Below are 21,630 nucleotides of genomic sequence, written 5' to 3' on the forward strand. Positions count from 1 at the left end.
CTTGGGGGCATGCTAAAGACGTTCCTCAAGCCTGGCTGGGTGCTCATGCTGCTTTTCGTGGTGGCATTTTCCTACCTGGCCTTTAGTGTCCTTGCCCCGTGGCAACTGGGAAAGGACGATGACATTGTGGAGCGCAATGAAAACATCACCCACGCCTACGAGGCCGATCCGCAGCCGATTGACCAGGTCGTGGACGCTGACGGGGCCATCTCCGGCGATGAATGGTCCCGCGCCACTCTGAAGGGCCACTACCTGCCCGAGGATGAGGTGCTGCTTCGCCTGCGCCCCGCCGGTTCCGGCCCGTCCTATCAGTCCTTGGTTCCTTTCCGCACCGATGCGGGCCTGACCATGCTGGTTAACCGCGGTTGGGTCAGCGCTGAGGAGGGCAATGCGGTGCCGGATATTCCGCCCGCCCCCTCCGAGGAGGTAACGATTACCGGCATGGTGCGCTCGAATGAGGCCGAGCACAAAACCGCGCCCATCACGCAGGAGGGCTACCAGCAGGTCTATTCCATCCACACCGAGCAGGTGGGCTCGCTTATCGGTGCTGACTTAGGCCAAGACTATATCCAGCTCTCCGAGGACCAGCCGGGAGTCCTCAACGCCATGCCCATCCCGCAGCTCGACCGCGGCAACCACCTCTCCTACGGCTACCAGTGGATTGCCTTTGGCATCATGGCCCCGCTGGGTTTGGGCTACTTTATTTGGTCCGAGATTCGCGAGCGCCGCCGCCTGCGCGAAGAAGAAGCCGCCATGCAGGCCCTCGACGCGGATGCAGAATCGCTTGCCGATGCCCCAACCTCCAACGGCGAACCTGGCACCGCTGCCACTGCCGCTGCCGATACCAACACCGATCCGGCACCTCTCGCCACCGAGCTGCGCAACCGCTCCCGCTACGGCGATTCCAAGCCGGACCACTACGCCAAGCTGAAAAAGCGCCGCCGCGAGCGCTACTAACTTTCCGAGCTCACCTGGCCCGCACTCGATTCTGTATCGCTGGCAGACCGGTCCCACATGAGTAATGCGAAGCCTACTGCTATCCAGGCCGCGAATACCCACCACGCGTGTCCTGCGCCTTGGCCATCAAAATAGGACAAGGAACGAACGAGGTACCCCGTAGCGCCAATGGGCATCCACTGCCCCAAGGTAACCCAGCCAGCAGAGAGCAACCATGGTCCGGTGGCTAGGCCTGAGAGTGGGTTGTCAAGGAAGATAGTCAGCACCTCGCCAATTCCCACACCTGCGGTACCGATCACCGCAGCTAGGCCTGCCGTGAGCAATGAGGTGGAAAGAATACCCAGTGCGATGGCCAACCATTCCATACCAAAATTGAAGTGCCCCGAGTTTGAGAGTGTCTAATGGTTTGTGTGTAGGTTCCCAACCTGCATAAGGAGATAAGCCGAACAGGGACCTTCCGTTAGTAGACATTTGACTCGGCAACTACTTCATCAGAATCGGGACCAAACAAAACAATTCTTTGTTCTATGGAGCTAGCAACTACTTCAAAAAGTCGCGCAGCCGCTCCAGTATCAGTTTGTTCATAAACATCGACAACCGTTTCATATTCGTCGATATCTGGTTTCAAATCCCAAAAAGCAGTTACATAAGCACCACTAGGAGTGTTAAATCTGTAAGTTTCCTGGGAATCATCATCAGATTTTAGGTTAAGGCACTCTCCAGCTGTATCGAGAATCTTAATTACTCTAGCCAGCCGAGCATCAGTAACAAAAGCTATACTTTCCGCCACGTTTCCGTTTCACCGCCTTATTATCCTGTGAAACAGTAATTATTTCCTAAACGCGATCATACGGTCCTGACCCCGGAAAGTGGACACACCAAGCAGCACAAGCCACCAACGGCCGTGGAGACGACCGACCAGCATGTTTCAACAGCGGCATCGACTCTAGCTACAACCACTCTATGGGAATATACAAAGGTCACATGCTCTAAACCACACACCCCACCAACACAAAATGTCATTTAGGCCGGATGCCGCGTGGTTGTAGTAAAAATGTTAAAGACCCCCTCTTCGATTTCTCGAAAAGCGGGGTCTAATTTGGTGCGGCCTGAGGGGATCGAACCCCCGACCTATTGGGTGTAAACCAATTGCTCTTCCAGCTGAGCTAAAGCCGCATGCGCCCTTGCGCTGTTATGTACAGTAGCGCAGGATTGTGAAGCTACACAAATCAGCTGGTGAAGGCTATTTTTTGGTGTAGCCGCGCTGTACCAGGCAGGAACCCTGCCACTCGCCAAAGCGCTCAGCTTTGGTCTGCACCAAACCGGCTAGCTGCGCCGATTCGGAGATGAGACCAGGCTCGACGGTGCCCGGCTTGCCGGCACCCGGAGTCAGCAACCAGACGGAGCCATTGTCTGCAAGCGGCCGACTGGCATCCACCAAGCCGTCCACGAGGTCACCGTCTTCCTCGCGCCACCAGAGAAGGACTACATCGCACAGCTCATCATTTTCCTCTTCGAGGAAATCCTCACCGAGTACGGCTTCGATCGATTCAGAGATTGTGTTGTCACAATCCTCGTCCCAACCAAGCTCTAGAGCGATTTGCCCTTCCTTGATTCCGAGCTTGACTGCAGCGTCAGCCACTATGCATTTCCTTCCTTATCCGGTGAATTCTTACTCACGCCCGGCCCGCGCTTAACGCGGAGGGCGTGTGTTATTACATGTAGTTTAACGTCCCAGGGCGTCTTTTACTTGCTATAGCACCCCTTTCCCCCAATTTGCAGGCCCTTTTCTGCTCACACCGACGTCTGTTTTGTGGGAGAACTAGCGCCGTTTAGGGGCCTACTACCCACGTTTGCACACCGGGTGAGGGAAGCAAACCGCAGGTGGTAGGGGGTGCATCGGCAAGCACGGCGTTTTATCCGGGATAGACTCCCACTCGTGATCTGGGAACGCGTATCGTAGGAGATAAACTCTGCAGACCCTTTATTAGGAGGTTTACATGGCCGAGAAGGACCCCGCCAAGGGCGATTCCAACTTCCCGCTTATCCGCGATGGTGTTGCATCGTACCTTCACGACAGCGACCCAGAAGAAACTCGCGAGTGGATGGATTCCCTCGATGGTCTGCTGGACCATTCTGACCAAGAGCGCGCGCGTTACCTGATGCTGCGCCTTCTGGAGCGCGCCACCGCCAAGCGCGTGGAGCTTCCCTCGTTGACGTCGACGGACTTCGTCAACACCATCCCCACCAACATGGAGCCGGAATTTCCTGGCGATGAAGAACTAGAAAAGCGCTACCGCCGCTGGATCCGCTGGAACGCTGCCATCATGGTGCACCGCGCACAGCGCCCCGGCATCGGCGTCGGCGGCCACATCTCCACCTACGCGGGTGCCGCCCCGCTGTACGAGGTTGGCCTCAACCACTTCTTCAAGGGCAAGGACGATCCTTCAGGCGGCGACCAGGTCTTCTTCCAAGGTCACGCCTCCCCGGGCATGTACGCCCGCGCCTACATGGAAGGTCGCCTCTCTGAGGAAGACCTCGACGGCTTCCGCCAGGAAGTCTCCCTCGGTGAAGGCAAGGGTCTGCCCTCCTACCCGCACCCGCGCCTGATGCCATGGTTCTGGGAGTTCCCCACCGTGTCCATGGGCATTGGCCCGATGAACGCCATTTACCAGGCACGCTTTAATAAGTACCTGGAAACCCGCGGCATCAAGGACACCTCCAAGCAGCACGTCTGGGCCTTCTTGGGCGATGGCGAGATGGACGAGCCAGAATCCCGCGGCCTGCTGCAAACCGCTGCGCTGTACGAGCTGGATAACCTCACCTTCGTGATTAACTGCAACCTGCAGCGCCTCGACGGCCCAGTGCGCGGTAATACCCAGATCATCCAAGAGCTGGAGTCCTTCTTCCGCGGCGCCGGCTGGGACGTCATCAAGGTCATCTGGGGCCGCGGCTGGGACAAGCTGCTGGACAAGGACACCGAAGGTGCCCTCGTCAACGTCATGAACACCACCTCTGACGGTGACTACCAGACCTTCAAGGCTAACGACGGCGCTTATGTGCGCGAGCACTTCTTCGGCCGCGATGAGCGCACCGCAAAGCTGGTAGAGGACGTCTCCGATGAGGAAATCTGGGCGCTGCGCCGCGGCGGCCACGACTACCGCAAGGTCTACGCAGCGTATGCCCGCGCCCTGGAGAACAAGGGCTCCGGCAAGCCGACCGTCATCTTGGCCCACACCATTAAGGGCTACGGCTTGGGCCACAACTTCGAGGGCCGCAACGCTACCCACCAGATGAAGAAGCTGACGCTGGAGGATCTCAAGAACTTCCGCGATAAGCAGGAGATTCCCTTCTCCGATGAAGAGCTGGAAAAGGATCCTTACCTGCCGCCGTACTACCACCCGGGCAAGGACTCCCCGGAGATCAAGTACATGTTGGAGCGCCGTAAAGAACTCGGCGGCTTCCTGCCTGAGCGTCGCACGGACTTCACCCCATTGGAAGCACCTTCCTTGGACAAGCTGCGCTCCGTGCGCAAGGGCTCTGGCAAGCAAGAAGTCGCTACCACCATGGCCTTGGTGCGCACCTTCAAGGAGGTCATGCGCAATAAGGAACTGGGCAAGCGCATCGTGCCCATCATCCCGGATGAGGCCCGTACCTTCGGCATGGACTCTTGGTTCCCCACCATGAAGATCTGGAACCCGCGCGGCCAGAACTACGTGCCGGTGGACCACGACCTAATGTTGTCCTACCGCGAGGCCACCGATGGCCAAATTATGCACGAGGGCATTTCTGAGGCCGGTGCGGCAGCATCCTTTACCGCCGCCGCTACCTCGTATGCCACCCAGGGCGAGGCCATGATCCCGCTGTACATCTTCTACTCGATGTTCGGCTTCCAGCGCACTGGCGATGCCTTCTGGGCCGCCGGCGACCAAATGGGCCGCGGCTTTATCATCGGTGCTACCGCCGGCCGCACCACCCTGACCGGTGAGGGCCTGCAGCACATGGATGGCCACTCCCCTGTCTTAGCAGCCACCAACCCGGCGGTCATTTCTTATGACCCAGCCTTCGGCTTCGAGGTTGCCCACCTGGTAGCCCGCGGTATCGAGCGCATGTACGGCGAGGACAACGAGCCGGTCATGTACTACCTCACCGTGTACAACGAGCCGGTACACCAGCCGGCCGAGCCGGAGAACTTGGACGTGGAGGGTCTGCACAAGGGCATCTACCACTTCAATACCGCCGAAAAGGGTTCCACCCCGGCCAATATCCTGGCCTCGGGCGTTGGCGTGCACGAAGCTCTTCGCGCACAGAAGATGCTGGCTGAGGACTACGATGTCAAGGCATCGCTGTTCTCCGTGACCTCCTGGAACGAGCTGGCCCGCGACGGTGCTCGCCGCAATAAGGAAGCGCTGCGCAAGGGCGAGGAGCCTTCCGAGGCATTCGCTACCTCCCAGCTCAAGGACTTCGAGGGCCCATTCGTTGGTGTCTCGGACTTCACCACCGAGCTGCAGGAACAAATTCGCCCCTACGTCCCAGGTACCTACATCACCTTGGGCACAGACGGCTTCGGCTTCTCCGATACGCGCGAGGGTGCCCGCCGCTTCTTCAACAACGACGCGGAATCCATCGTCGTCGCCGTGCTCGATGGCCTTGCCCGCGACGGCAAGATTGAGCGCTCCGTCGTAGAAAAGGCGGCCTCCGAGCTGCAGTTGGATGATCCAACTGCACCTAATAGCGGCGAGTAATATCGCCCGCACCTCCGCCATGGAGATGTAGCTCAGGCGCTTCCGGCTTAATGCTGGAAGCGCCTGAATTATTTTTCACCCAATCCCCCTAACCAGTACCGCGTGAGCCTATTTCTCCTATGTCACGCACCAATCGCTACTACACTGGTCACTATGGCAAATGACCTCAGTGCCCAATTGCAGGCAAAGTTTCAGGGTTCTGCTCCGGATAAGAACCAAAACCAGGCTCGTGATACGTTGAGCGAGCTCATCGCCCTCATCGTCAAAATCACCGGAACCGAGGCCGAACTTGGCAGGGACACCGCGCTTTCCGATGTCGGCGTGGAATCCCTCGAGCTTATAGAGCTCACCGTGCGTGCCGAAGAGCTCTTTAAGGTACGGCTTACTGAGGAAACAATGCTTAACTGCGAGACCATCGGCGATATCGCTGACTATTTGGAGGACCACCAATGATTTCTTACCTATCCGATATGGACGGCGTACTCATCAAGGAAGGGGAAATGATCCCCGGCGCTGATAAATTCATTCAAACGCTGAAAGATAACGACATTGAGTACATGGTGCTCACCAATAATTCCATGTCCACCCCGCGCGACTTGGCGGCACGGCTACGCAATACCGGACTTGATATTCCGGCCGAGCGTATCTGGACCTCCGCCACTGCGACGGCAAACTTCTTGGCCACCCAGGCCAGCTCCAGCAAGGCCTACGTCGTGGGAGAGTCCGGTCTGACTACTGCGCTGCACGAGGCCGGTTGGATCCTCACCAACGATGACGCCGATTTTGTGGTCCTTGGTGAAACCCGCACCTACTCCTTTGAGGCGATTACCACCGCTATCAACCTCATCCGTAATGGCGCCCGCTTCATCGCCACGAACCCAGACGTTACGGGTCCTGCTCCCGAGGGCGTGCTCCCAGCAACCGGCGCGGTGGCCGCATTGATCACCGCCGCTACCCACCGCGAGCCCTACTACGTGGGAAAGCCTAATCCTGTCATGATGCGCTCAGCGCTCAACCACATAGGCGCGCACTCTGAGAACACCATCATGATTGGTGACCGCATGGATACCGATGTGAAGGCGGGCTTAGAAGCAGGTATGCGCTCCATTTTGGTGCGCTCCGGCATTTCCGATGACCGCGAAATCTCCCGCTATCCTTACCGCCCAACCGCCGTGTTTAAGTCGGTTGCAGATATTCCCGATAAGATCATGGATCCCTTCGCCGACGAGGAATCTTAAGCGATGCCCCGCCGCGCTACCTAAGTCGTGCGGCGGGGCACATGTGGATTCGCTCGAGCCGATTCCATTCGAGCCAACTAACTCGTACGTTTTAGCTAGAACTGTGATGTCTAGTGACTTTTTGGACTCGGAGTCCATTGACTTTTTGGACTCGGAGTCCAGTTAGTTTTTGACGCGGAGTCCAGGAAGTTTATGGACAGGATGTCTAACGACTTTTTGGACTCTGGCTTCTTGACAATGTGGGGATGGCAATTCCCATTACTCTCCGCAAGAAGATAGCGGATTTCGACCCCATCCGTGAGGGCATCACGGTCCAGCAGTTCTGCAAGAACATCGGCGTATCGAAGCAGACGTACTACAACATCAAAGCACGTATCGCCGAACGCGGGCGGGCTGGCATCGTGCCGGACAGCACGGCACCGCTGAACCCGCGACGGGTCTACGATGACAAGATTCGACAACAGGTCCTGCAAGCTCGCGGTACGTTACAAGCCCGCGGCCAAGACTGCGGCCCATGGTCAATCTTCTACTTCTTCATCGACGAACTCGGCTACGACCAACCACCGTCACGAGCTTTAATCGCACAATGGTTGCACGAGGCTGGCGTCGCTGACATCAATGCACGTAAACGACCGCGTAAGTCTGGGGTTGCCCGCAAATCGTGGACACGTAGTGGAGCTACCTAGTGGTTAGGCAGCGATTTCTTTTCTGCTGGTGGTTAGGCTGGTGTGGTTTTCGAAGTCGACGGGGCTGACCATCCCGAGAGCGGAATGCCGGCGTCGACGGTTGTAGACGACTTCAATCCAGTAGGCAACGGCCTTGCGGGCAGCATCGCGGGTTGGCCAGCGCTTCCGGTCGTAGAACTCGGTTTTCAGCGTCGACCAGAACGACTCGGCCATCGCGTTATCGAAGCACACCCCGGTACGCCCTACAGATTGAGCAATGCCCAGGTTGCGGCACACCTCCCAGAGCTTCTCGCTGGTAAATTGTGTTCCCCGGTCGGCGTGAAACACCAGCCCGTCAGGAACGTCACCGCGGAAGTGTATGCGCCATCCGTAGGGCCCTTTCGACCAGGGAAGTATCTTGCACGCTATCCATAGCCCAGCCCAGTACCCTGCGGGAATGACCATCGCGGACCGCACATAAGTACAACCAGCCCTCGCCGGTGCGCAGGTAAGTAATATCTGACATCCACACCCGGTTAAGCTCACCAGCATCAAACATGCGCTTGACCAGGTCAGGAAGACTTGACTTACGTTTAGATTGAATCGTTGTCACGGGCACAAAAGCACGCGGTGAAATCCCTTCAATTCCCATCAGACGCATCCGCTTGGCCACAGTCTTACGATTTACACTGATCTGGTAGCGCTCGGCGAGTTCTGCGGTAATCCGCGGGGCACCATAGACCTCGTCGGAGTCTTTCCAGATCTGATGAATCTTGCGATCAACATCATCGTAAAAAGATGTCCGATCATCATTACCGGATAAGCGTTTCTGCTGTATATGGGCCCATTTGTAATATCCAGACCGAGACACCTTCAACAAGCGCGCCATGCGCTTGATACTGAAATTCGCCTTCTCCTGCTGCATCAATTCGAACTTTTCTGATCGCGTTGCTGTGCGGCGAAGAAGGCTGTCGCTTTTGACAAAAACTCGTTATCCATCTTGGCTTCTGCCAGCTCACGACGCAGACGAGCGTTCTCAGCACGAAGATCCGCCTCACTTAGCCCATCGGAGGATCCTCGGCGTTGACGCTCATTTTTCACCCACCGACCTAAAAGGCCAGGTGCGACACCAATCTCCTTAGCCACATGAGCAATCGGGCGTTCTGACTCGATTACCAGGTTCGCGGCTTCACGCCGGTACTCCGGCGTGTATTTCTGACGTTGTTGACTCACAATGAACATCCTCTCTTACGGACACAAAATCCGCACTAATCGGGTGTCCACTAAACGAGGGTAACCTCAATACCGTAAGCGCCTTTCTTCCGGTATTTGTCTTAGCGTGTGTCGGCACATCGCCTGCGCATGGGTATGAAATACGGAGGCGTCTCAGTGAAAGTGGGTTTGGTGACTTCAAGGGTGGAACCATTTATCCACTGCTGAAACGCATGGAAGAAGCTAATCTAATCTCTTTCAAGTAGGATATTCCCGATAGAGGCGCTGCGAGAAAGGTGTATTCCTTAACGATGTCAGGAGAAAAAACTCTCCAAACAGAGCTAGAAAAACTAGAACGCTTACTGATTCTGATGAAAGTACTTTAGAAAAGGATGAGAGCATGAACGAAAACGACGTATATCTGGCGAAATTGTCAAAAGAGTTGAAAAGGCATAGCGTTTCAACCTCGGAGATGCAGCATACACTAGCAAGAGTTCAAGAAACTTTAGAACATTCAGGCTCAACACCGGTTGAAGAATTTGGAACTCCCGAGACATACGTTCGAGCCCTCTACCCGGACCGAGAGCAGCAGAAGTACTACCTATTCACATTGGTGGGACTTATTTTGGGAGCCGCAGGATTCGCTATGTTACATGTATATTTCCACAATCAGGGTATGCAAGAGACAATGGAAGCCCTATGGAAATTCACTCCTCTGCTTGCCATCCCGCTCGGGATGCTGGTTGATTTTACTCGATACTTAAGAGCATGACCGGGTAGCCTTCCATGGCGCCCGGCCATAAAGGTTTCCGTTACAGAATATAGGTGGAAATAAACTCCCAAATAGCAGACGCAGCTATGCCACTGAACAAGTTCTTAATCCATGCTGGAACTGATGCATCCCACCAATTAACGAATGCGTCCTTTCCTTCTTTGGCTTTAGATACGACTTTGTTGTACCACCCTTTATTGATCTTCTTGAGGGCCGCAAGAGCAGCCTTGATTATTGCTGATATCTTTCCCTGTTCCTCGGCTTCGGGAGTGCCCGAATTCTGCTTGATCTGAACTTGCTCAACCGGAACTCGTTCGATGGAATTAGTGCGTGATGGGCGCTCCCGCGTTTCCGTCGCGTTGGACACGGAGGCCGTGGAGATGGACTCCTGGGCTGAAGCAACCACCGGAACAGCGAAGATGAGTGAAGCAGTTAGGGCACCTGCGATTGACTTGCGGTAAAACTTCTGAAGTGACATAGATAACTTTCTGGGATTCGGTTTGCAATGAAATCAGGGCTTTCGCCATAAGGCCCCCTGAGGAAAGTTATTACAGAAGCGGTCATTTAAGAATGTTTAGTTCTGTGAAGGATACGAAGGTATCACTTAGGGGAGATTCGGTTGATTTCTACGGCGGTCGGCTGTACAACCGGCCATTTCATGGGTGTGAAGCACTTTCTGAGGGGTACTGGGTTTGTGACGGGCATGGACTTACATAGGAGATACTTGGCCCATAACTGTTGCGAAGTACGATCAGGATACCTGTGAGCGCGCGTTAGGCTTGTACTGCGAGGCTGTGGCCGAAGATGGTGCCACGAAGTCCGGTGCACGCCAAAAGATCGGCGGGATATTCGATATCAATCCAGCCACACTGCACAAGTGGATCCGCAAAACTAAGGCCACCACTGCACAAGCAATGGCGAAATCCCAGCAATAAAAAGACACGGAGCTTGCTCAACCCCGACTTAGGCCATATTAGTGCACACCTTGGTTCCCTGAACTCAGCCGTCCCAGCAGTTCCGTGACGTCATCAGGTACCGGTGAAGCAGCATGGATCGTCTGCCCCGCCACCTGCCCTGGAAGGTCCGGTACCTCCGCAACGTCCGCACCAGCCGCTTCAACGACAACCCCGAGCGCTCCTCCAGCAGATGCCCCACAGCCATCGCCGCCATCACCACACTTAGGTGCGCCTCGATGGATTCCCGCTTGTGGTGGTAGATCGGCCAGGCCTCGAGATCGGACTTCGACATCCGAAACGCCTTCTTAAATCTTCAACAACTGCCGGTAGGCGTGGATCACCTGTTCGGCAGGCAGATCCACCCGGGACGTCTGGTACCCCTTGAGCTCGGCCAGGGCCTTGTTCTTGGTCACCAACGCCCAGTTGACCTGCTTATTCGGCGCCTTGAGATCCACGAACCGGTTGCGCTTGACCGGCAACTTCCCGGCCACGGCCTTCTCCGCTTTGGCGACCTGCTCATCAATACCCTTCAACGTGCGGCGTGCTCTGTCCCAGGAGTACCGGTAGTAGGTGACCGAATGCGGCACACCGCCTGGGCCACGGCCCGTCCGGTCGGCTCACGTCCAGATCTGCTGGTCCTCATAGTCCTGGCCGGGGTTGTTCTTGCGCCACTGCGCCACCGGATAGGGGATGTCGTTGAATTTCACTCCGAGGATGCAGTGCAGGCCGGCCTCGATGATCGAGGCCTTGTTGCCGGCAGAGAACATCCCGGCGTCGACGACAACGGTGACCTCTTCCACGCCGTAGGCGTCCTGGACGTTTCTGATCATAGGAAACATGGTGCGTGTTTGAGCCATGTTCCCCTCAAACGCACCCACGGCCAGCGGGAAGCCCCGGGCATCCGCCAGCAGGCCGACGGTGATCTGCGGCTCGAGCCTGCGTTTTTGGAAAAGCCCGGCTTGCGGAACTTATCGCCCTCATCGGTTTCAAAGTACACGGTAGTCACGTCGTAAAGAACCAGGACACCGGGTCCGATCCCGGCATGGTTCGCGCAAGCCTGGGTAAGCCGGTCGCGGAAGTCGTCGGTGGCGTAGGCCGGCAGGTGTCGTTGGATGGTGCGGTAGCTGGCGAAGGCCACACCGAGTTCCGCCAGTGTCTCAATGCTGTCGACCTTCGATCCTGCCTGCACGATCCGGGCGGTGACGAGGTCAAAAACACCTGATCATCCCTGGTGGCCTCATCGAAACCCAGCTCGCTGTACGCGGCACGGATGACCTCGAGGAGGCGGCCGGCGCGCTCGGAGGTAATCGGCACCGGCGCATCGGCGGATCCGCTGCCGGCGGGTGTGGTGTCCACACCAAGATCCAGGCTCACCTGGTCGCCGTCAAGAAGACACTGGTCCTAGGCCTAAAGCAGTGCAAGATCTTCGTCAGTGTGCGCCGAACCGAGATGTTTCATGGTCTTGGCGCCGCGTTTCTGCGAGTACACGACCTGCACGGCAGTCGACCCGAAGGCGGTGCGCACGGTGCGGATATACGGGCTCATGAAAATCAATCTAACCGCCCACCCCGAAACCCACCCCCTTAGCGCACACTTTCCACCCGTAGTAGCCATGAATCTGCTGGTCTACGTGTCAATATGCAATACCTCACAGCAAAAAGGCCCAAGTCGGGTAAGTCGTGCGGCCGGAGCACGTGCGGATTCGCTCGAGCCGATTCCATTCGAGCCAACTAACTCGTACGTTTTAGCTAGAACACACGGTGGCACTAAACCCATAGCGCCGGGCAAGGTAGCCTACCGCGCTGTCCAACGCCGCAAGCTCCACCTCAGTTCCAGTAAGGACCTGACGGCAGCCGATGCCAACGCTTTCCGCACCCACGCCCGCGGCTTCACCATATACGAGCGCCTCCATAGAGATCTCGTCGCGGTACCACCGAGTACACCACTGGGCGGTCAGCGGGTCATCGCCTGGGACGATGAACTCCGATTCGGTGCGAATGCACCGATCCATGGCGCGTTCTACCTCTGGGCGCAACGCACGCGGCATCCCAGAAATTTTCAGCACACCAGTGACCACGACGGCCGCACCATTGCGGCTGGGCCACGTGTAGTTGGAGGCCGGTTGATCAACCGGCACTGGATTGACGCAAGTATTCATAGCCGATATCTCCCTCGACAAATCACCACTGCTATCCACACGCGTGGCGTGCGGCGCAGTGCAAGACGAGCTTCGTCTTCCCCAACGAACTGTCTTTTGCGTCTGCACCCAATTTTCCTGCGCCACACCACCCTCTACAACCCTCAACTTTCACTTCAACCCCCAAGATCTAAACCTCAACACAAAGTCCAGACTGTGATTAAAGTGACTAAAGAAATTGAAGTTACAACAGTGAAATTTGCCCCTTGAACCGCTTTCCCTAAAACAACGTCCCGGTACGAGTCGCTCACAAGGCAGTTAGCTGCGGAAACACTTGCCCAATAGCGCTCACCCCTAGGGCCTCGGCCGAAAACTACCCCAGTCCCCCTAGGGGCTAAGCTCTCCAAAAAGTCCCAAGTGGTAAACCCACGGCGGGGGTAGCCAGGCGCCAACCCCACTCTCATCCCCTGATTTGAAAAAGAGACGCACGCCCCCATCAGTAGAGCGGTCGATATTCATTTATTTTGTGTTAAAAAACAGTTTGACACGATCCACGCACTCTGCTTATGCTGAGATAAATTCAAACAATCCCGTTTGAATTCTCCCTATTGAAAGGAACCCCCTATGTTTGATCTTTCTTCTGCTCTCGGATTCCAGATTCTCTCCCTCGTTGACGGCATCTTCACCCAGTTCGCCATGTTCCTCGAAGGCCTCGGTCTGCAGGTGTTCTAAAAAGAGCAGCTTTAAGCTCCCCACTCCACTGGAATGGGGAGCTTTTCTCGTTTTTCCTATTAAGGAAAATCTGCGACGGAGCCCCTTACAGCGCCTTCCAGATCTTTGTATTGGTTTCATTCCACAGTGGCTTTGCCCAATCACCAAAATCTCGGTCTGTCAATGCCACCATGGCGTAGTCGCCGGCCAGCCAGAGGTAGGTTCCGGACATGCCGAAGTGCCCGGTGGCATCGGCAGGCAGGGCTCCCATCCAGTGGTCTTTCTCACCGCGGATCTCAAATCCAAGTCCCCAGGTGCAATCCTTAAAGCTCCCATACCCGGGCACAATGCCGCGCAAACCAGGAAAGTGAACGCGGCGCATATCGGCCACAGTGCTGACATGCAAGATCTGCGGGTTTTGGATCTCGGCTGCAAATGCCGCGAGATCCTGCGCGGTAGAAACCAAGCCGTGCCCAGCCGAACCCTCTAAGTGGGTGTAGGACATGCCCAGCGGCTCACACGCACCTTCACGCAGGTACTCTGCAAATTCGATGCCAGTGGCATCTTCAACGATCTCTGCAGCCCACTCATAACCGGCAGAGGAATAGATGCGCCGCTCGCCCACTGGTTTTTGTTGTTCACGCGAATCGAACTTCACGCCCGAGGCGTGCGCGAGCAGATGCTCGAGGGTCGAACCCTCCGGACCGGCGGGCTGCTTCAAATCCACCGCGCCTTCCTCCACGGCCATCATCACCGCGTATGCCGACACCAGCTTGGTAACGGAGGCAACCGGAAATTGGCGCGATGTATCGCCTACCGTGTCTATCACCTCACCGCTGTGGATCAATGCTCCGGCCACGGTATCTACGGGCCATTGACTTATCTGCTGCAACTCGCTCATATCTTCCAGCCTACTGTGCTCTCGACCTCTGAATAAGGCGTGCCGATCGGTACGGAGGTAAACCCGTGGTTACTGATAAAGGAATTTTTGGTGTAATGCGGTCTGAGCGGTTGCAGGCCCTTTCAATCTTAGAAAACTTATGAATATGACAAGCAGAAACCACAGCACGCAATCAGAGATGTCTCATGTCAACCGCCGCAAATTCCTCCAAACCAGCGGCACAGTCGGCGCAGCCTTGGCGCTGACCACCACTGCCAGCACGGCCAACGCCAGCACTGCTCATGCACAAAGCAGCCTCTCCTCGCGCCCAGAACCGCACATGGTAGAGCCCACACTCGGTGAACGCCCCTTCCTGCACGGGGTAGCCTCGGGAGATCCCATTCCAGATTCTGTTGTCTTGTGGACGCGCGTGACCCCAGATGCAGATGCGATGCCTGGCTCCGGTGCAGGCGCGCCTACCACCGTGGAATGGGAGATTGCGCGGGATGAGGAGTTTAGGGACATCGTCAAGCGCGGCGAAGTCACCACCAATCCCGCACAAGACCACACGGTCCACGTGGATCCTCACGGCCTCGAACCAGAAACCGTGTATTACTTCCGCTTTCGTGCCCAAGATAGAATCTCCCCCGTGGGTCGTACCAAAACCGCACCGGCGGTTACGGCATCCCCAGAAGAACTAACCTTCGGTGTAGCCAGCTGTGCCAACTGGGAGTCCGGCTTCTTTCAAGCCTATGGCGATATCGCACAGCGCGGACGAGCCGGGCAACTAGATTATATGGTCTTTCTGGGAGACTATATTTACGAATACCCACAGCGCGAGTACGCCGGTTTCGGTCCAGTACGCCTGCACCACCCCGCGCACGAGATTACGACACTGGAAGATTATCGCACGCGCCTCGGCCGCTACCGCACCGATGAAAATCTCCAAGCAGCACATGCTGCCCTGCCGTGGATCGCGGTCTGGGACGACCACGAAACCGCAGACAATTCTTGGAGGGACGGCGCCCATAACCACACGGAGGGAAAGGAAGGCGCTTGGATCGATCGCCGCAATGCCGCGATGCAGGCCTACTTTGAATGGATGCCGGTACGGGCAAGCAATCCATCCGATAATGGCCATCTCTACCGGTGTTTGACCTTTGGCGATCTCGTGGAACTGACCATGATGGATCTGCGCACATACCGCGATAAGCAAATTCTCTTTGGCCCTGCCAGGATGGCCGCCGAGGGGCGAAGCATGCTCGGTTCGGAGCAGTACGACTGGCTGGTCAACAAGATCGACACCTCCGCCGCCGCGTGGAATATGCTGGGCAACTCCGTCATGTTCTCCCCCATGAACCTGGCTACCCTGCAGCGCGACGACAAACTGGCACCCGTATCGTCCTCACTGTCATCCAATATCACCGGCATTCCCGTCAACGGCGACCAATGGGATGGCTATTCGGCAGAACGCCGGATGCTTATCGATGCCCTTGCCAAGCACGACTCCCACGCCCTCTTTGTTACCGGGGATATTCACTCCGAATGGGCACACAATATCAGCAAGGATGGGCGCATCTTCGGAGCCGAAATGGTGTGCTCCTCTGTCTCCGCCCCCAATGTCAACGAACAGCTCCATCTTCCCGAGGACAACGAGCTTTCCAAGTTGGCAGAGCGCTACCTTTTGGAGGCAAACCCCCATACACGCCACGTAAACCTCGATCACCACGGATATAGCTATGTCACCATCCGCCCGGATTCTGCGGAAATGCACTGGCTGCGCGTTGAGGATCTACTCAACCCCACCGCAGCAGTAAACGAAGCCGTCACGCTGACATGGCGCCCGGATGAGGGATTTAGTTCTTAATATTAAGCGGGCAGTTGTTAACGCTCGCTAGGTTCACGTTCGATATAGAGAGTGAAAGATCCTCTCTGGGATATTTCACTCTCTATCACTCGCGCTCTCCCCCCCCTACCTGCCGCGGACTACGCGTTAGTCCGCGGCAGTTTCATAATCAATGTAGCCGCGCTCGCCGCCGACGTAGAACGTGGCCTGATCTGGCTCATTAAGGGCCAGGCCTTCTTCCCACCGGCGTACCAAGTCCGGGTTAGCAATGAGCTGACGGCCCACGACAACGGCATCCACGTGGTCCAACTTCAGCTCGCGCTCGGCATCTTCCTTGGTGGTGACAGTGCCGAAACCATCATTCATCAGGACCTTGGTTTCGCCATTGGCACGAGCCTTCTTTGCCAAGGCCGAGATGAGCTCGCCTTCCGGCTCGGCGTGCAGGAAGGAGACATAAGCCAGGTTCAGCGGGGCAATGGCGTCCAAAAGTCCGCCGTAGGTGGCCAACATATCCGCCTCGTCATCTTCAACAATGCCTTGTACAACGTGGGCCGGGGAGAAACGCACGCCCACGCGGTCAGCACCAATTTCATCTACGACAGCACGAATGACCATCTCTGGCAGGCGCCACCGGTTTTCTGGGCTGCCACCAAATTCATCGTCGCGCTGGTTGGCAGACGGTGCCATGAATTCGTGCAGCAGGTAGCCATTCGCGTTGTGAATCTCTACACCATCAACGCCCGCGTCGACGGCCCGGCGTGCGGCGGCCCGGAATTCCTCAACGATGCGCGGGAGCTCATCGGCTTCTAGTGCGCGCGGTACCGGTGCATCCATCTTGCCGGCAAAGCCGCGAACCTGGCCGTCCCAATCCAGCGCGCTGGGGGCTTCTGCTTGGGCGCCATCAATAAGATCCGGGTGGCTGGTGCGGCCGCCGTGCATGATCTGCATGAACAAGACGCCGCCCTTGTCGTGCACTTCGTTGGCTACCTCGCGCCAACCGGCCGCCTGCTCATCATCGACGATTCCCGCCTGACCCGGGAACGCGCGGTTGGTCCATGCGGGGAAGGTTCCCTCCGTCACCACGAGACCAGCGCTAGCGCGCTGGGAATAATACTTTTTGTGCAACTCGCCGGGCACACCGCTGTGACCTGCACGCTGACGAGTCAGCGGTGCCATGGTCACGCGGTTATTCAACGTATAACGGCCAAGTTCCAAAGGTGTAAATAATGATGTCATGTCTACTGAAACAGCCCGGGTATCAAATTTGTTCCACCCTGTGGCCTGCTTTCTATAAATCCACAGCTAGATGCTGGTTTAAGTGCTAAAGTTTTCACCGTTCACACCGCCGATTTTTACCCGTTCTTATGATGTTGAAACGCCACACTTCCTTAATGCTTGCCGCCTTGTCCCTTACCATGCTGAGCGCCTGCGGTACCTCCGATGATTCCGATTCTGCCGAACCCGAACCTGCTTTTGTGCCCAGCGAGGCTTCCACGGCCCCTACGACCGTGACGGAAACCATGGAGAATTCTCCAGACTCCACCGCGGAAAAAGGCGATAAAGAAGGCGCCGAACATGGCGATGCCGGCTCGAATGATGACGCTCCCCCAGCTGGAAATCACACGCTTTACGCTGGGAAAATTGGCGGCGACTGCGGATATACCAACCAGGGAGACACCATCGAAGCCGGCGAGCATACATCCTGCGAATTTACCGGTGCTATTTTCGATGAAGCGATCAAGCACTCCTATCCATTCCGGCAGTCCGATCCGAAGGCCAACGGCGCGTATAGCTCCGAGATTTCCGTCGCCAGCCCCACCACCGGTAAGACCTATGATCTTCACTGTTTTATTGGATCAGATGGTCGCGCACTCATATGCGGAAAAGACGGAGACAATAGCTTAAGAGTCACCTACCAAGACGAGAAGAACGATCGCCGTTGGCCCGACCGCCTCGAGGTATACGGCGGTTTGCACTAGCGACTAGTGGGGTTCTGAAGGAATCGCGGTCTGTTGGCTATTTGCGGCCCCGCTATTTCCGTCTGCGCCCGAGTCTCCGTCTCCATTCCCTTCGCCATCGCCAGAATCGCCGTTCGAGTCAGCCGGCCCGTCTTGATTGCTGCCGTGCCCGTCTCCGGAATTAGGAGTCGAATTGGGGTCCTGGCTGGGGTAGCTAGGAACGGTCGGCGTATTGGTGGTCGTCGGTGTTGACTCAGCATCCGTCGGCTCGGTTGGGGTGCCGGTAGTAACAGGTTTTTCCGAGGGCAGATTCTCTTCAGATTCCGTCGGCGCCTCGGAAGAAGATTGCGTATCCCTTTCCTTCCAATACTCTGGCGATAGCCAACCTGCATCCGCGTCCTCTGGGTTGCTTGCCGCGAGGATGAGCAGCCCAACGACGAGAAGGGCCGCCACAAGGCCTGTGGTGGAGGCGCGCACGCGCCCGCCGATGGTGGCGATCTTCTGGAATCGCGTATTTGTCTGAATCGAGCGCCAGATCTTCCGGCGCGATGTCGCCTCGTCTTCTGCGGCATCTTCGCCCGCTTCATCCGTGACTGCCTGCTCATCGAGCTTGGTCTCAGCAAGCTCAACTTCCTCTGGGGCCAGTTCCTCTTCCACCGTGGGGTCATCCACTGGCGTATTGGGGCGGGATCCTTCCCCGGCATCCAAGGCGTCCTTGGCCGATTGCGCCGCGGCATGCTTTGGTTCTGCCGAATGCTTCTTTTTCTGTTCCTGCAGCTCATCAAAGTCGATGGCGGAACCGTAGTGGTCCCAGAATTCCGAAAGCAACGCCGAGCGGATAGCGCGCTCCACGGACCACTGGCGGGCGGGATTCACAGTCACCATGATGCGGTAGCCCACCTGCCACGGCTGACCGGCAACCTGCGGGCTGACCAATTGCGTAGCGGGAAGAACCGTGAGCTCGCCGGCGACATCGACAGAGATATCTGGGGCTTCAATAGCGTGCTCAGAAATCTCTTTGACACGGCTCGTAATCTCCGGCAAAGATTCGCCCTCGTGCACGGGGACGTTGATATTAACCACCGCACGGGACCATTCCTTGGAATAGTTGGTCACCACACCGGCAGAACTATTGGGGATGGTCACCAGCTCACCAGTTGGGGTGCGCACCTTCGTGGTGCGCAGGGTCAGCGTCACCACATCGCCTTCCACCCCAGGAATGCCAGCAAAGGAGACGTAGTCACCCACGCCGAATTGCTTTTCCGTGAGGATGAAAAATCCGGAGAGGAAATCCGAAATCACGGACTGGGCGCCGAAACCAACTGCGGCGGAAACTATCGTCGCAGGCACCGCAGCGCCCAGCGCCGGAACGCCGAGGTTAGTCAGCGCGGCGGCGACCAATAGGAAGTACGCAACCGCCTGGACGATGTAGACCAATGCTCCGGTCAGCGCCAGCCGTGCCTTCGTGGACTCTTCTTGCTCATCCAAATTATGTTCAATGATCCGGATGGCTAGGCGGCCCATGCGGGGCAGAAGAATGCCGATTATCACAAATGCGATGAGCGGCAAGCCATGGTCAACAATGAGGCCCCACAGCTCAAAAAAGAAATACCTCAAGTTCATGGTTCAAGGATATGGCACCTAGCTGAGAAATTGATGCCAGTTTTCTGCCAGAAGTAAGAAGGCAGGAGTGGGAAGATGGGGGCATCGGCAAGCAGATGCCCCGGGGCCTAGTCGCGCGATTGGTAGCGGTCCATCAGGCGATCAATCAGCTCATCAGTAAGCTTGTCATCTTCCAAAATCGTATCGAGCAGCCGCTGGGATTCCTCGCTGGAGGTCTGCTCCTCTTCCTCATAGGAATCGCCGCTAAAGTCCACGCCAAAGTCCATATCCTCAGACTCCGCTGGCGCCGTGCTGAACTGATCGACGTCTGATTCGAAGGACTGCAGAAACTCGCTGGCCTCCTCCGCCGCATCCTGTCGGCGCTTGCCGGAACGCACTTGCTTTTCGATGCGCCGTTGCAGCGCCTCTTCCATCTGCCGGTGGCGCCACGAGCGCACGCGGTGTGGCTCCAGCTTGCGCCCGACCGCGCGGCTCTTGTTCTCTGCCTTTTTCGCCAGCACCTTGACCTGCGCAGCCGTATCATTAATCGGCGCCCACTCCTGATTCGCGGGCACGCGCCACCCGGCCCAAATTCCCAGCAGCGCCAAGAAAATAGAGACCAATGGCCCCACGATCATGCCAACGGCCAACATATCGAAGTGGTTTCCCACCAGCACGATTACCGCACAGGCGATGGCTGGGATCACCGTGGGCTGATTATCGCCAAAGACGGCGGGCTCGCGCCCCATGGCGATATCGCGAATCATGGAACCGCCGGTAGCGGTAAACACGCCCATCATGATGCACGGAATTGGCGGCAGCCCATAGGTAATGGCCTTCACGGCGCCGGTGCCGGCCCATAGGCCGGAAACGACGGCATCGCCATGCGCCTGGATATAATCCCAGGTCTTGCCCTTAAAGTAGACAAAGCGCGCAATCAACGCACCCGTAAACGCCAGGTACAGGTACTCCGGCTCGCTCATCGCCGCCACGGTGCCGCGATTAATAAGTACGTCGCGCACCATGCCCCCGCCCAGGGAAGAAAACATCGCGATGAAGAAAAACCCGATGATGTCATACCCGCGCTTGCGCGCAATGGTGCCGCCGATAATTCCCATCAGCAATACACCGCTGACATCGGACCAGCGATAGAGGGATTCAATGAGCGGATCTACTTCTGTCATGCCGTTTATTAGACTGCACTGCTCACCCACGTGCAATTCGCCTGCCCACATGCTCTGCGGTGCTACACTTTTCCTGTTCTACTGCCCCTTCTATCTCTCCCGGCATTCCGCATAAAAAAGATTCTCGCGCTCTTTCCTGCACTCCTGCTGGTTGGGTGCTCGTCCACCCCCGCTGACGAGGAGCCCAATTTCACCGGTACCAGCCCACACAGCGCCAGTTCAGACAGTGATGCGCTTGCCGATGCCGCGCCTGCCAAGCCTTCCAAGCTGCAGAAAGCGGAGAAAGACGATGATTCCGCACTCGCTGCGCAGGTAGGCGGTATTTGTGGCATCCGCGATTACGCACAAATCATCGCCGATGATGCCACCGACTGCGCCTTTGCCCTAGACATTTATAAGCACGCAATGGATGCCCCATACAGGCTCGAAACCCCTGATCCAACCGTTACTGCAGCCTGGCAGAGCGACATTGCTGTAAAGAACCCGAGCTCTGGTGAGAGCTACGATCTCCACTGCATCATGGCCACGAATCAAAAATCCGTCCATTGCAGCTCCCAAGAAGACGAAAATATCGGCACCCGCATCGAGCTGACCGCCAGGCCGATTTTCTCCGAGCGCGTGCACACCGAATACTAAGAAGGAGGCGCCAGCATTGCTTGCCGACGCCTCCTTCTACCGTGGGGCCACCGGGGCTCGAACCCGGGACCGACGGATTATGAGTCCGGAGCTCTAACCGACTGAGCTATAGCCCCACGCAGATTGCACGC

At 56.9% G+C, this 21,630-nt stretch carries 20 protein-coding genes, 2 tRNA genes and 2 pseudogenes; 11 read left to right on the forward strand and 13 right to left on the reverse strand.

The window, feature by feature from the left end:
- The first annotated feature begins 9 nt into the window (after positions 1–9).
- Positions 10–957, forward strand: a complete 948-nt coding sequence (locus ACLI1Q_RS08730; protein WP_239269716.1) for an SURF1 family protein — start codon at positions 10–12, stop codon at positions 955–957.
- On the opposite strand, the gene ACLI1Q_RS08735 is transcribed toward ACLI1Q_RS08730, so the two are convergent.
- The 4 genes from ACLI1Q_RS08735 to ACLI1Q_RS08750 all read right to left on the reverse strand — a co-directional run bounded on the left by ACLI1Q_RS08735 (position 954) and on the right by ACLI1Q_RS08750 (position 2,599).
- Positions 954–1,322 carry an SNG1 family protein gene (locus ACLI1Q_RS08735; RefSeq protein WP_239269715.1) on the reverse strand — a complete coding sequence of 123 codons (369 nt, stop codon included), beginning with the start codon at positions 1,320–1,322 and terminating at the stop codon, positions 954–956. The genes ACLI1Q_RS08730 and ACLI1Q_RS08735 overlap by 4 nt on opposite strands.
- Positions 1,323–1,417: 95 nt before the next feature.
- The gene (locus ACLI1Q_RS08740) at positions 1,418–1,747 is read right to left on the reverse strand and encodes a hypothetical protein (RefSeq protein WP_237791676.1); all 330 of its coding nucleotides are present in this window, start codon (positions 1,745–1,747) and stop codon (positions 1,418–1,420) included.
- A gap of 310 nt (positions 1,748–2,057) precedes the next feature.
- Positions 2,058–2,133, reverse strand: a tRNA-Val gene (locus ACLI1Q_RS08745).
- Positions 2,134–2,200: 67 nt separating this feature from the next.
- On the reverse strand, positions 2,201–2,599 hold the full coding sequence (locus ACLI1Q_RS08750) for a DUF3052 domain-containing protein (protein ID WP_005278208.1): 399 nt from the start codon (positions 2,597–2,599) through the stop codon (positions 2,201–2,203).
- Positions 2,600–2,957: 358 nt separating this feature from the next.
- Between ACLI1Q_RS08750 and aceE the strand changes: the two genes are divergently transcribed.
- The 4 genes from aceE (at position 2,958) to ACLI1Q_RS08770 (ending at position 7,626) form a co-directional block, all read left to right on the forward strand.
- A complete protein-coding gene (gene aceE / locus ACLI1Q_RS08755) occupies positions 2,958–5,702 on the forward strand; it encodes a pyruvate dehydrogenase (acetyl-transferring), homodimeric type (RefSeq protein ID WP_239269714.1) in 2,745 nt (914 codons plus the stop codon).
- Positions 5,703–5,855: 153 nt separating this feature from the next.
- A complete protein-coding gene (locus ACLI1Q_RS08760) occupies positions 5,856–6,155 on the forward strand; it encodes an acyl carrier protein (protein WP_411696956.1) in 300 nt (99 codons plus the stop codon).
- Positions 6,152–6,940, forward strand: coding sequence for an HAD-IIA family hydrolase (locus ACLI1Q_RS08765; protein WP_239269712.1), 789 nt, complete (start codon positions 6,152–6,154; stop codon positions 6,938–6,940). The genes ACLI1Q_RS08760 and ACLI1Q_RS08765 overlap by 4 nt, the downstream gene beginning before the upstream one ends.
- 245 nt (positions 6,941–7,185) lie before the next feature.
- The gene (locus ACLI1Q_RS08770; RefSeq protein ID WP_284772322.1) at positions 7,186–7,626 is read left to right on the forward strand and encodes a hypothetical protein; all 441 of its coding nucleotides are present in this window, start codon (positions 7,186–7,188) and stop codon (positions 7,624–7,626) included.
- A gap of 3 nt (positions 7,627–7,629) precedes the next feature.
- Here ACLI1Q_RS08770 and ACLI1Q_RS08775 read toward each other — a convergent pair.
- Positions 7,630–8,847: pseudogene (locus ACLI1Q_RS08775) on the reverse strand (IS3 family transposase).
- Positions 8,848–8,876: 29 nt separating this feature from the next.
- Between ACLI1Q_RS08775 and ACLI1Q_RS08780 the strand changes: the two are divergent.
- Positions 8,877–9,083 (forward strand): PadR family transcriptional regulator, encoded by a 207-nt coding sequence (locus ACLI1Q_RS08780; RefSeq protein WP_349819893.1) that lies wholly within the window; start codon positions 8,877–8,879, stop codon positions 9,081–9,083.
- A gap of 134 nt (positions 9,084–9,217) precedes the next feature.
- Entirely contained in the window at positions 9,218–9,589 is a 372-nt protein-coding gene (locus ACLI1Q_RS08785; protein ID WP_239269710.1) for a hypothetical protein, read from the forward strand.
- Between the two features lie 40 nt (positions 9,590–9,629).
- Here ACLI1Q_RS08785 and ACLI1Q_RS08790 read toward each other — a convergent pair whose 3' ends face one another.
- On the reverse strand, positions 9,630–10,067 hold the full coding sequence (locus ACLI1Q_RS08790) for a hypothetical protein (RefSeq protein ID WP_239269709.1): 438 nt from the start codon (positions 10,065–10,067) through the stop codon (positions 9,630–9,632).
- A 316-nt stretch (positions 10,068–10,383) separates the two neighbouring features.
- Between ACLI1Q_RS08790 and ACLI1Q_RS08795 the strand changes: the two genes are divergently transcribed.
- Positions 10,384–10,524 (forward strand): hypothetical protein, encoded by a 141-nt coding sequence (locus tag ACLI1Q_RS08795; protein WP_239269708.1) that lies wholly within the window; start codon positions 10,384–10,386, stop codon positions 10,522–10,524.
- A 38-nt stretch (positions 10,525–10,562) separates the two neighbouring features.
- On the opposite strand, the pseudogene ACLI1Q_RS08800 reads toward ACLI1Q_RS08795, so the two are convergent.
- From ACLI1Q_RS08800 to ACLI1Q_RS08810, 3 genes and pseudogenes are all read right to left on the reverse strand, one after another.
- Positions 10,563–12,042, reverse strand: a pseudogene (locus tag ACLI1Q_RS08800) (IS1634 family transposase).
- 247 nt (positions 12,043–12,289) lie between these two features.
- Positions 12,290–12,703, reverse strand: a complete 414-nt coding sequence (locus ACLI1Q_RS08805) for a hypothetical protein (protein WP_239269751.1) — start codon at positions 12,701–12,703, stop codon at positions 12,290–12,292.
- Between the two features lie 796 nt (positions 12,704–13,499).
- The gene (locus ACLI1Q_RS08810; RefSeq protein WP_239269752.1) at positions 13,500–14,294 is read right to left on the reverse strand and encodes a serine hydrolase domain-containing protein; all 795 of its coding nucleotides are present in this window, start codon (positions 14,292–14,294) and stop codon (positions 13,500–13,502) included.
- Positions 14,295–14,439: 145 nt separating this feature from the next.
- Between ACLI1Q_RS08810 and ACLI1Q_RS08815 the strand changes: the two genes are divergently transcribed.
- Complete coding sequence (locus tag ACLI1Q_RS08815; protein ID WP_239269753.1) at positions 14,440–16,140, forward strand: alkaline phosphatase D family protein; 1,701 nt, start codon at positions 14,440–14,442, stop codon at positions 16,138–16,140.
- 126 nt (positions 16,141–16,266) lie between these two features.
- Here ACLI1Q_RS08815 and ACLI1Q_RS08820 read toward each other — a convergent pair whose 3' ends face one another.
- Positions 16,267–17,355 (reverse strand): alkene reductase, encoded by a 1,089-nt coding sequence (locus tag ACLI1Q_RS08820; RefSeq protein ID WP_239269754.1) that lies wholly within the window; start codon positions 17,353–17,355, stop codon positions 16,267–16,269.
- 155 nt (positions 17,356–17,510) lie between these two features.
- On the opposite strand from ACLI1Q_RS08820, the gene ACLI1Q_RS08825 reads away from it, so the two are divergent.
- Positions 17,511–18,098 carry a hypothetical protein gene (locus tag ACLI1Q_RS08825; RefSeq protein WP_239269755.1) on the forward strand — a complete coding sequence of 196 codons (588 nt, stop codon included), beginning with the start codon at positions 17,511–17,513 and terminating at the stop codon, positions 18,096–18,098.
- 3 nt (positions 18,099–18,101) lie between these two features.
- Here ACLI1Q_RS08825 and ACLI1Q_RS08830 read toward each other — a convergent pair whose 3' ends face one another.
- Together ACLI1Q_RS08830 and ACLI1Q_RS08835 are read right to left on the reverse strand one after the other, a co-directional pair.
- Complete coding sequence (locus ACLI1Q_RS08830; protein ID WP_239269756.1) at positions 18,102–19,700, reverse strand: mechanosensitive ion channel family protein; 1,599 nt, start codon at positions 19,698–19,700, stop codon at positions 18,102–18,104.
- A gap of 107 nt (positions 19,701–19,807) precedes the next feature.
- The gene (locus ACLI1Q_RS08835; RefSeq protein WP_039886008.1) at positions 19,808–20,863 is read right to left on the reverse strand and encodes a trimeric intracellular cation channel family protein; all 1,056 of its coding nucleotides are present in this window, start codon (positions 20,861–20,863) and stop codon (positions 19,808–19,810) included.
- A gap of 30 nt (positions 20,864–20,893) precedes the next feature.
- On the opposite strand from ACLI1Q_RS08835, the gene ACLI1Q_RS08840 reads away from it, so the two are divergent.
- Positions 20,894–21,499: a hypothetical protein gene (locus tag ACLI1Q_RS08840; RefSeq protein ID WP_239275814.1), complete on the forward strand. Its 606-nt coding sequence runs from the start codon at positions 20,894–20,896 to the stop codon at positions 21,497–21,499.
- 42 nt (positions 21,500–21,541) lie between these two features.
- Here ACLI1Q_RS08840 and ACLI1Q_RS08845 read toward each other — a convergent pair.
- A tRNA-Ile gene (locus ACLI1Q_RS08845) sits at positions 21,542–21,615 on the reverse strand.
- Positions 21,616–21,630: the final 15 nt, after the last annotated feature.

The sequence above is a fragment of the Corynebacterium limaceinasi genome (genome assembly GCF_046717465.1).
Classification (GTDB): domain Bacteria; phylum Actinomycetota; class Actinomycetes; order Mycobacteriales; family Mycobacteriaceae; genus Corynebacterium.

What these genes read in the sequence shown, in the direction of transcription:
- ACLI1Q_RS08730 (WP_239269716.1), top strand. Translation starts at nt 10, where the DNA reads ATGCTAAAGACGTTCCTCAAGCCTGGCTGGGTGCTCATGCTGCTTTTC.
- ACLI1Q_RS08735 (WP_239269715.1), bottom strand. Translation starts at nt 1,322, where the DNA reads ATGGAATGGTTGGCCATCGCACTGGGTATTCTTTCCACCTCATTGCTC.
- aceE (WP_239269714.1), top strand. Translation starts at nt 2,958, where the DNA reads ATGGCCGAGAAGGACCCCGCCAAGGGCGATTCCAACTTCCCGCTTATC.
- ACLI1Q_RS08760 (WP_411696956.1), top strand. Translation starts at nt 5,856, where the DNA reads ATGGCAAATGACCTCAGTGCCCAATTGCAGGCAAAGTTTCAGGGTTCT.
- ACLI1Q_RS08765 (WP_239269712.1), top strand. Translation starts at nt 6,152, where the DNA reads ATGATTTCTTACCTATCCGATATGGACGGCGTACTCATCAAGGAAGGG.
- ACLI1Q_RS08770 (WP_284772322.1), top strand. Translation starts at nt 7,186, where the DNA reads ATGGCAATTCCCATTACTCTCCGCAAGAAGATAGCGGATTTCGACCCC.
- ACLI1Q_RS08785 (WP_239269710.1), top strand. Translation starts at nt 9,218, where the DNA reads ATGAACGAAAACGACGTATATCTGGCGAAATTGTCAAAAGAGTTGAAA.
- ACLI1Q_RS08790 (WP_239269709.1), bottom strand. Translation starts at nt 10,067, where the DNA reads ATGTCACTTCAGAAGTTTTACCGCAAGTCAATCGCAGGTGCCCTAACT.
- ACLI1Q_RS08805 (WP_239269751.1), bottom strand. Translation starts at nt 12,703, where the DNA reads ATGAATACTTGCGTCAATCCAGTGCCGGTTGATCAACCGGCCTCCAAC.
- ACLI1Q_RS08810 (WP_239269752.1), bottom strand. Translation starts at nt 14,294, where the DNA reads ATGAGCGAGTTGCAGCAGATAAGTCAATGGCCCGTAGATACCGTGGCC.
- ACLI1Q_RS08815 (WP_239269753.1), top strand. Translation starts at nt 14,440, where the DNA reads ATGACAAGCAGAAACCACAGCACGCAATCAGAGATGTCTCATGTCAAC.
- ACLI1Q_RS08820 (WP_239269754.1), bottom strand. Translation starts at nt 17,355, where the DNA reads ATGACATCATTATTTACACCTTTGGAACTTGGCCGTTATACGTTGAAT.
- ACLI1Q_RS08825 (WP_239269755.1), top strand. Translation starts at nt 17,511, where the DNA reads ATGCTTGCCGCCTTGTCCCTTACCATGCTGAGCGCCTGCGGTACCTCC.
- ACLI1Q_RS08830 (WP_239269756.1), bottom strand. Translation starts at nt 19,700, where the DNA reads ATGAACTTGAGGTATTTCTTTTTTGAGCTGTGGGGCCTCATTGTTGAC.
- ACLI1Q_RS08835 (WP_039886008.1), bottom strand. Translation starts at nt 20,863, where the DNA reads ATGACAGAAGTAGATCCGCTCATTGAATCCCTCTATCGCTGGTCCGAT.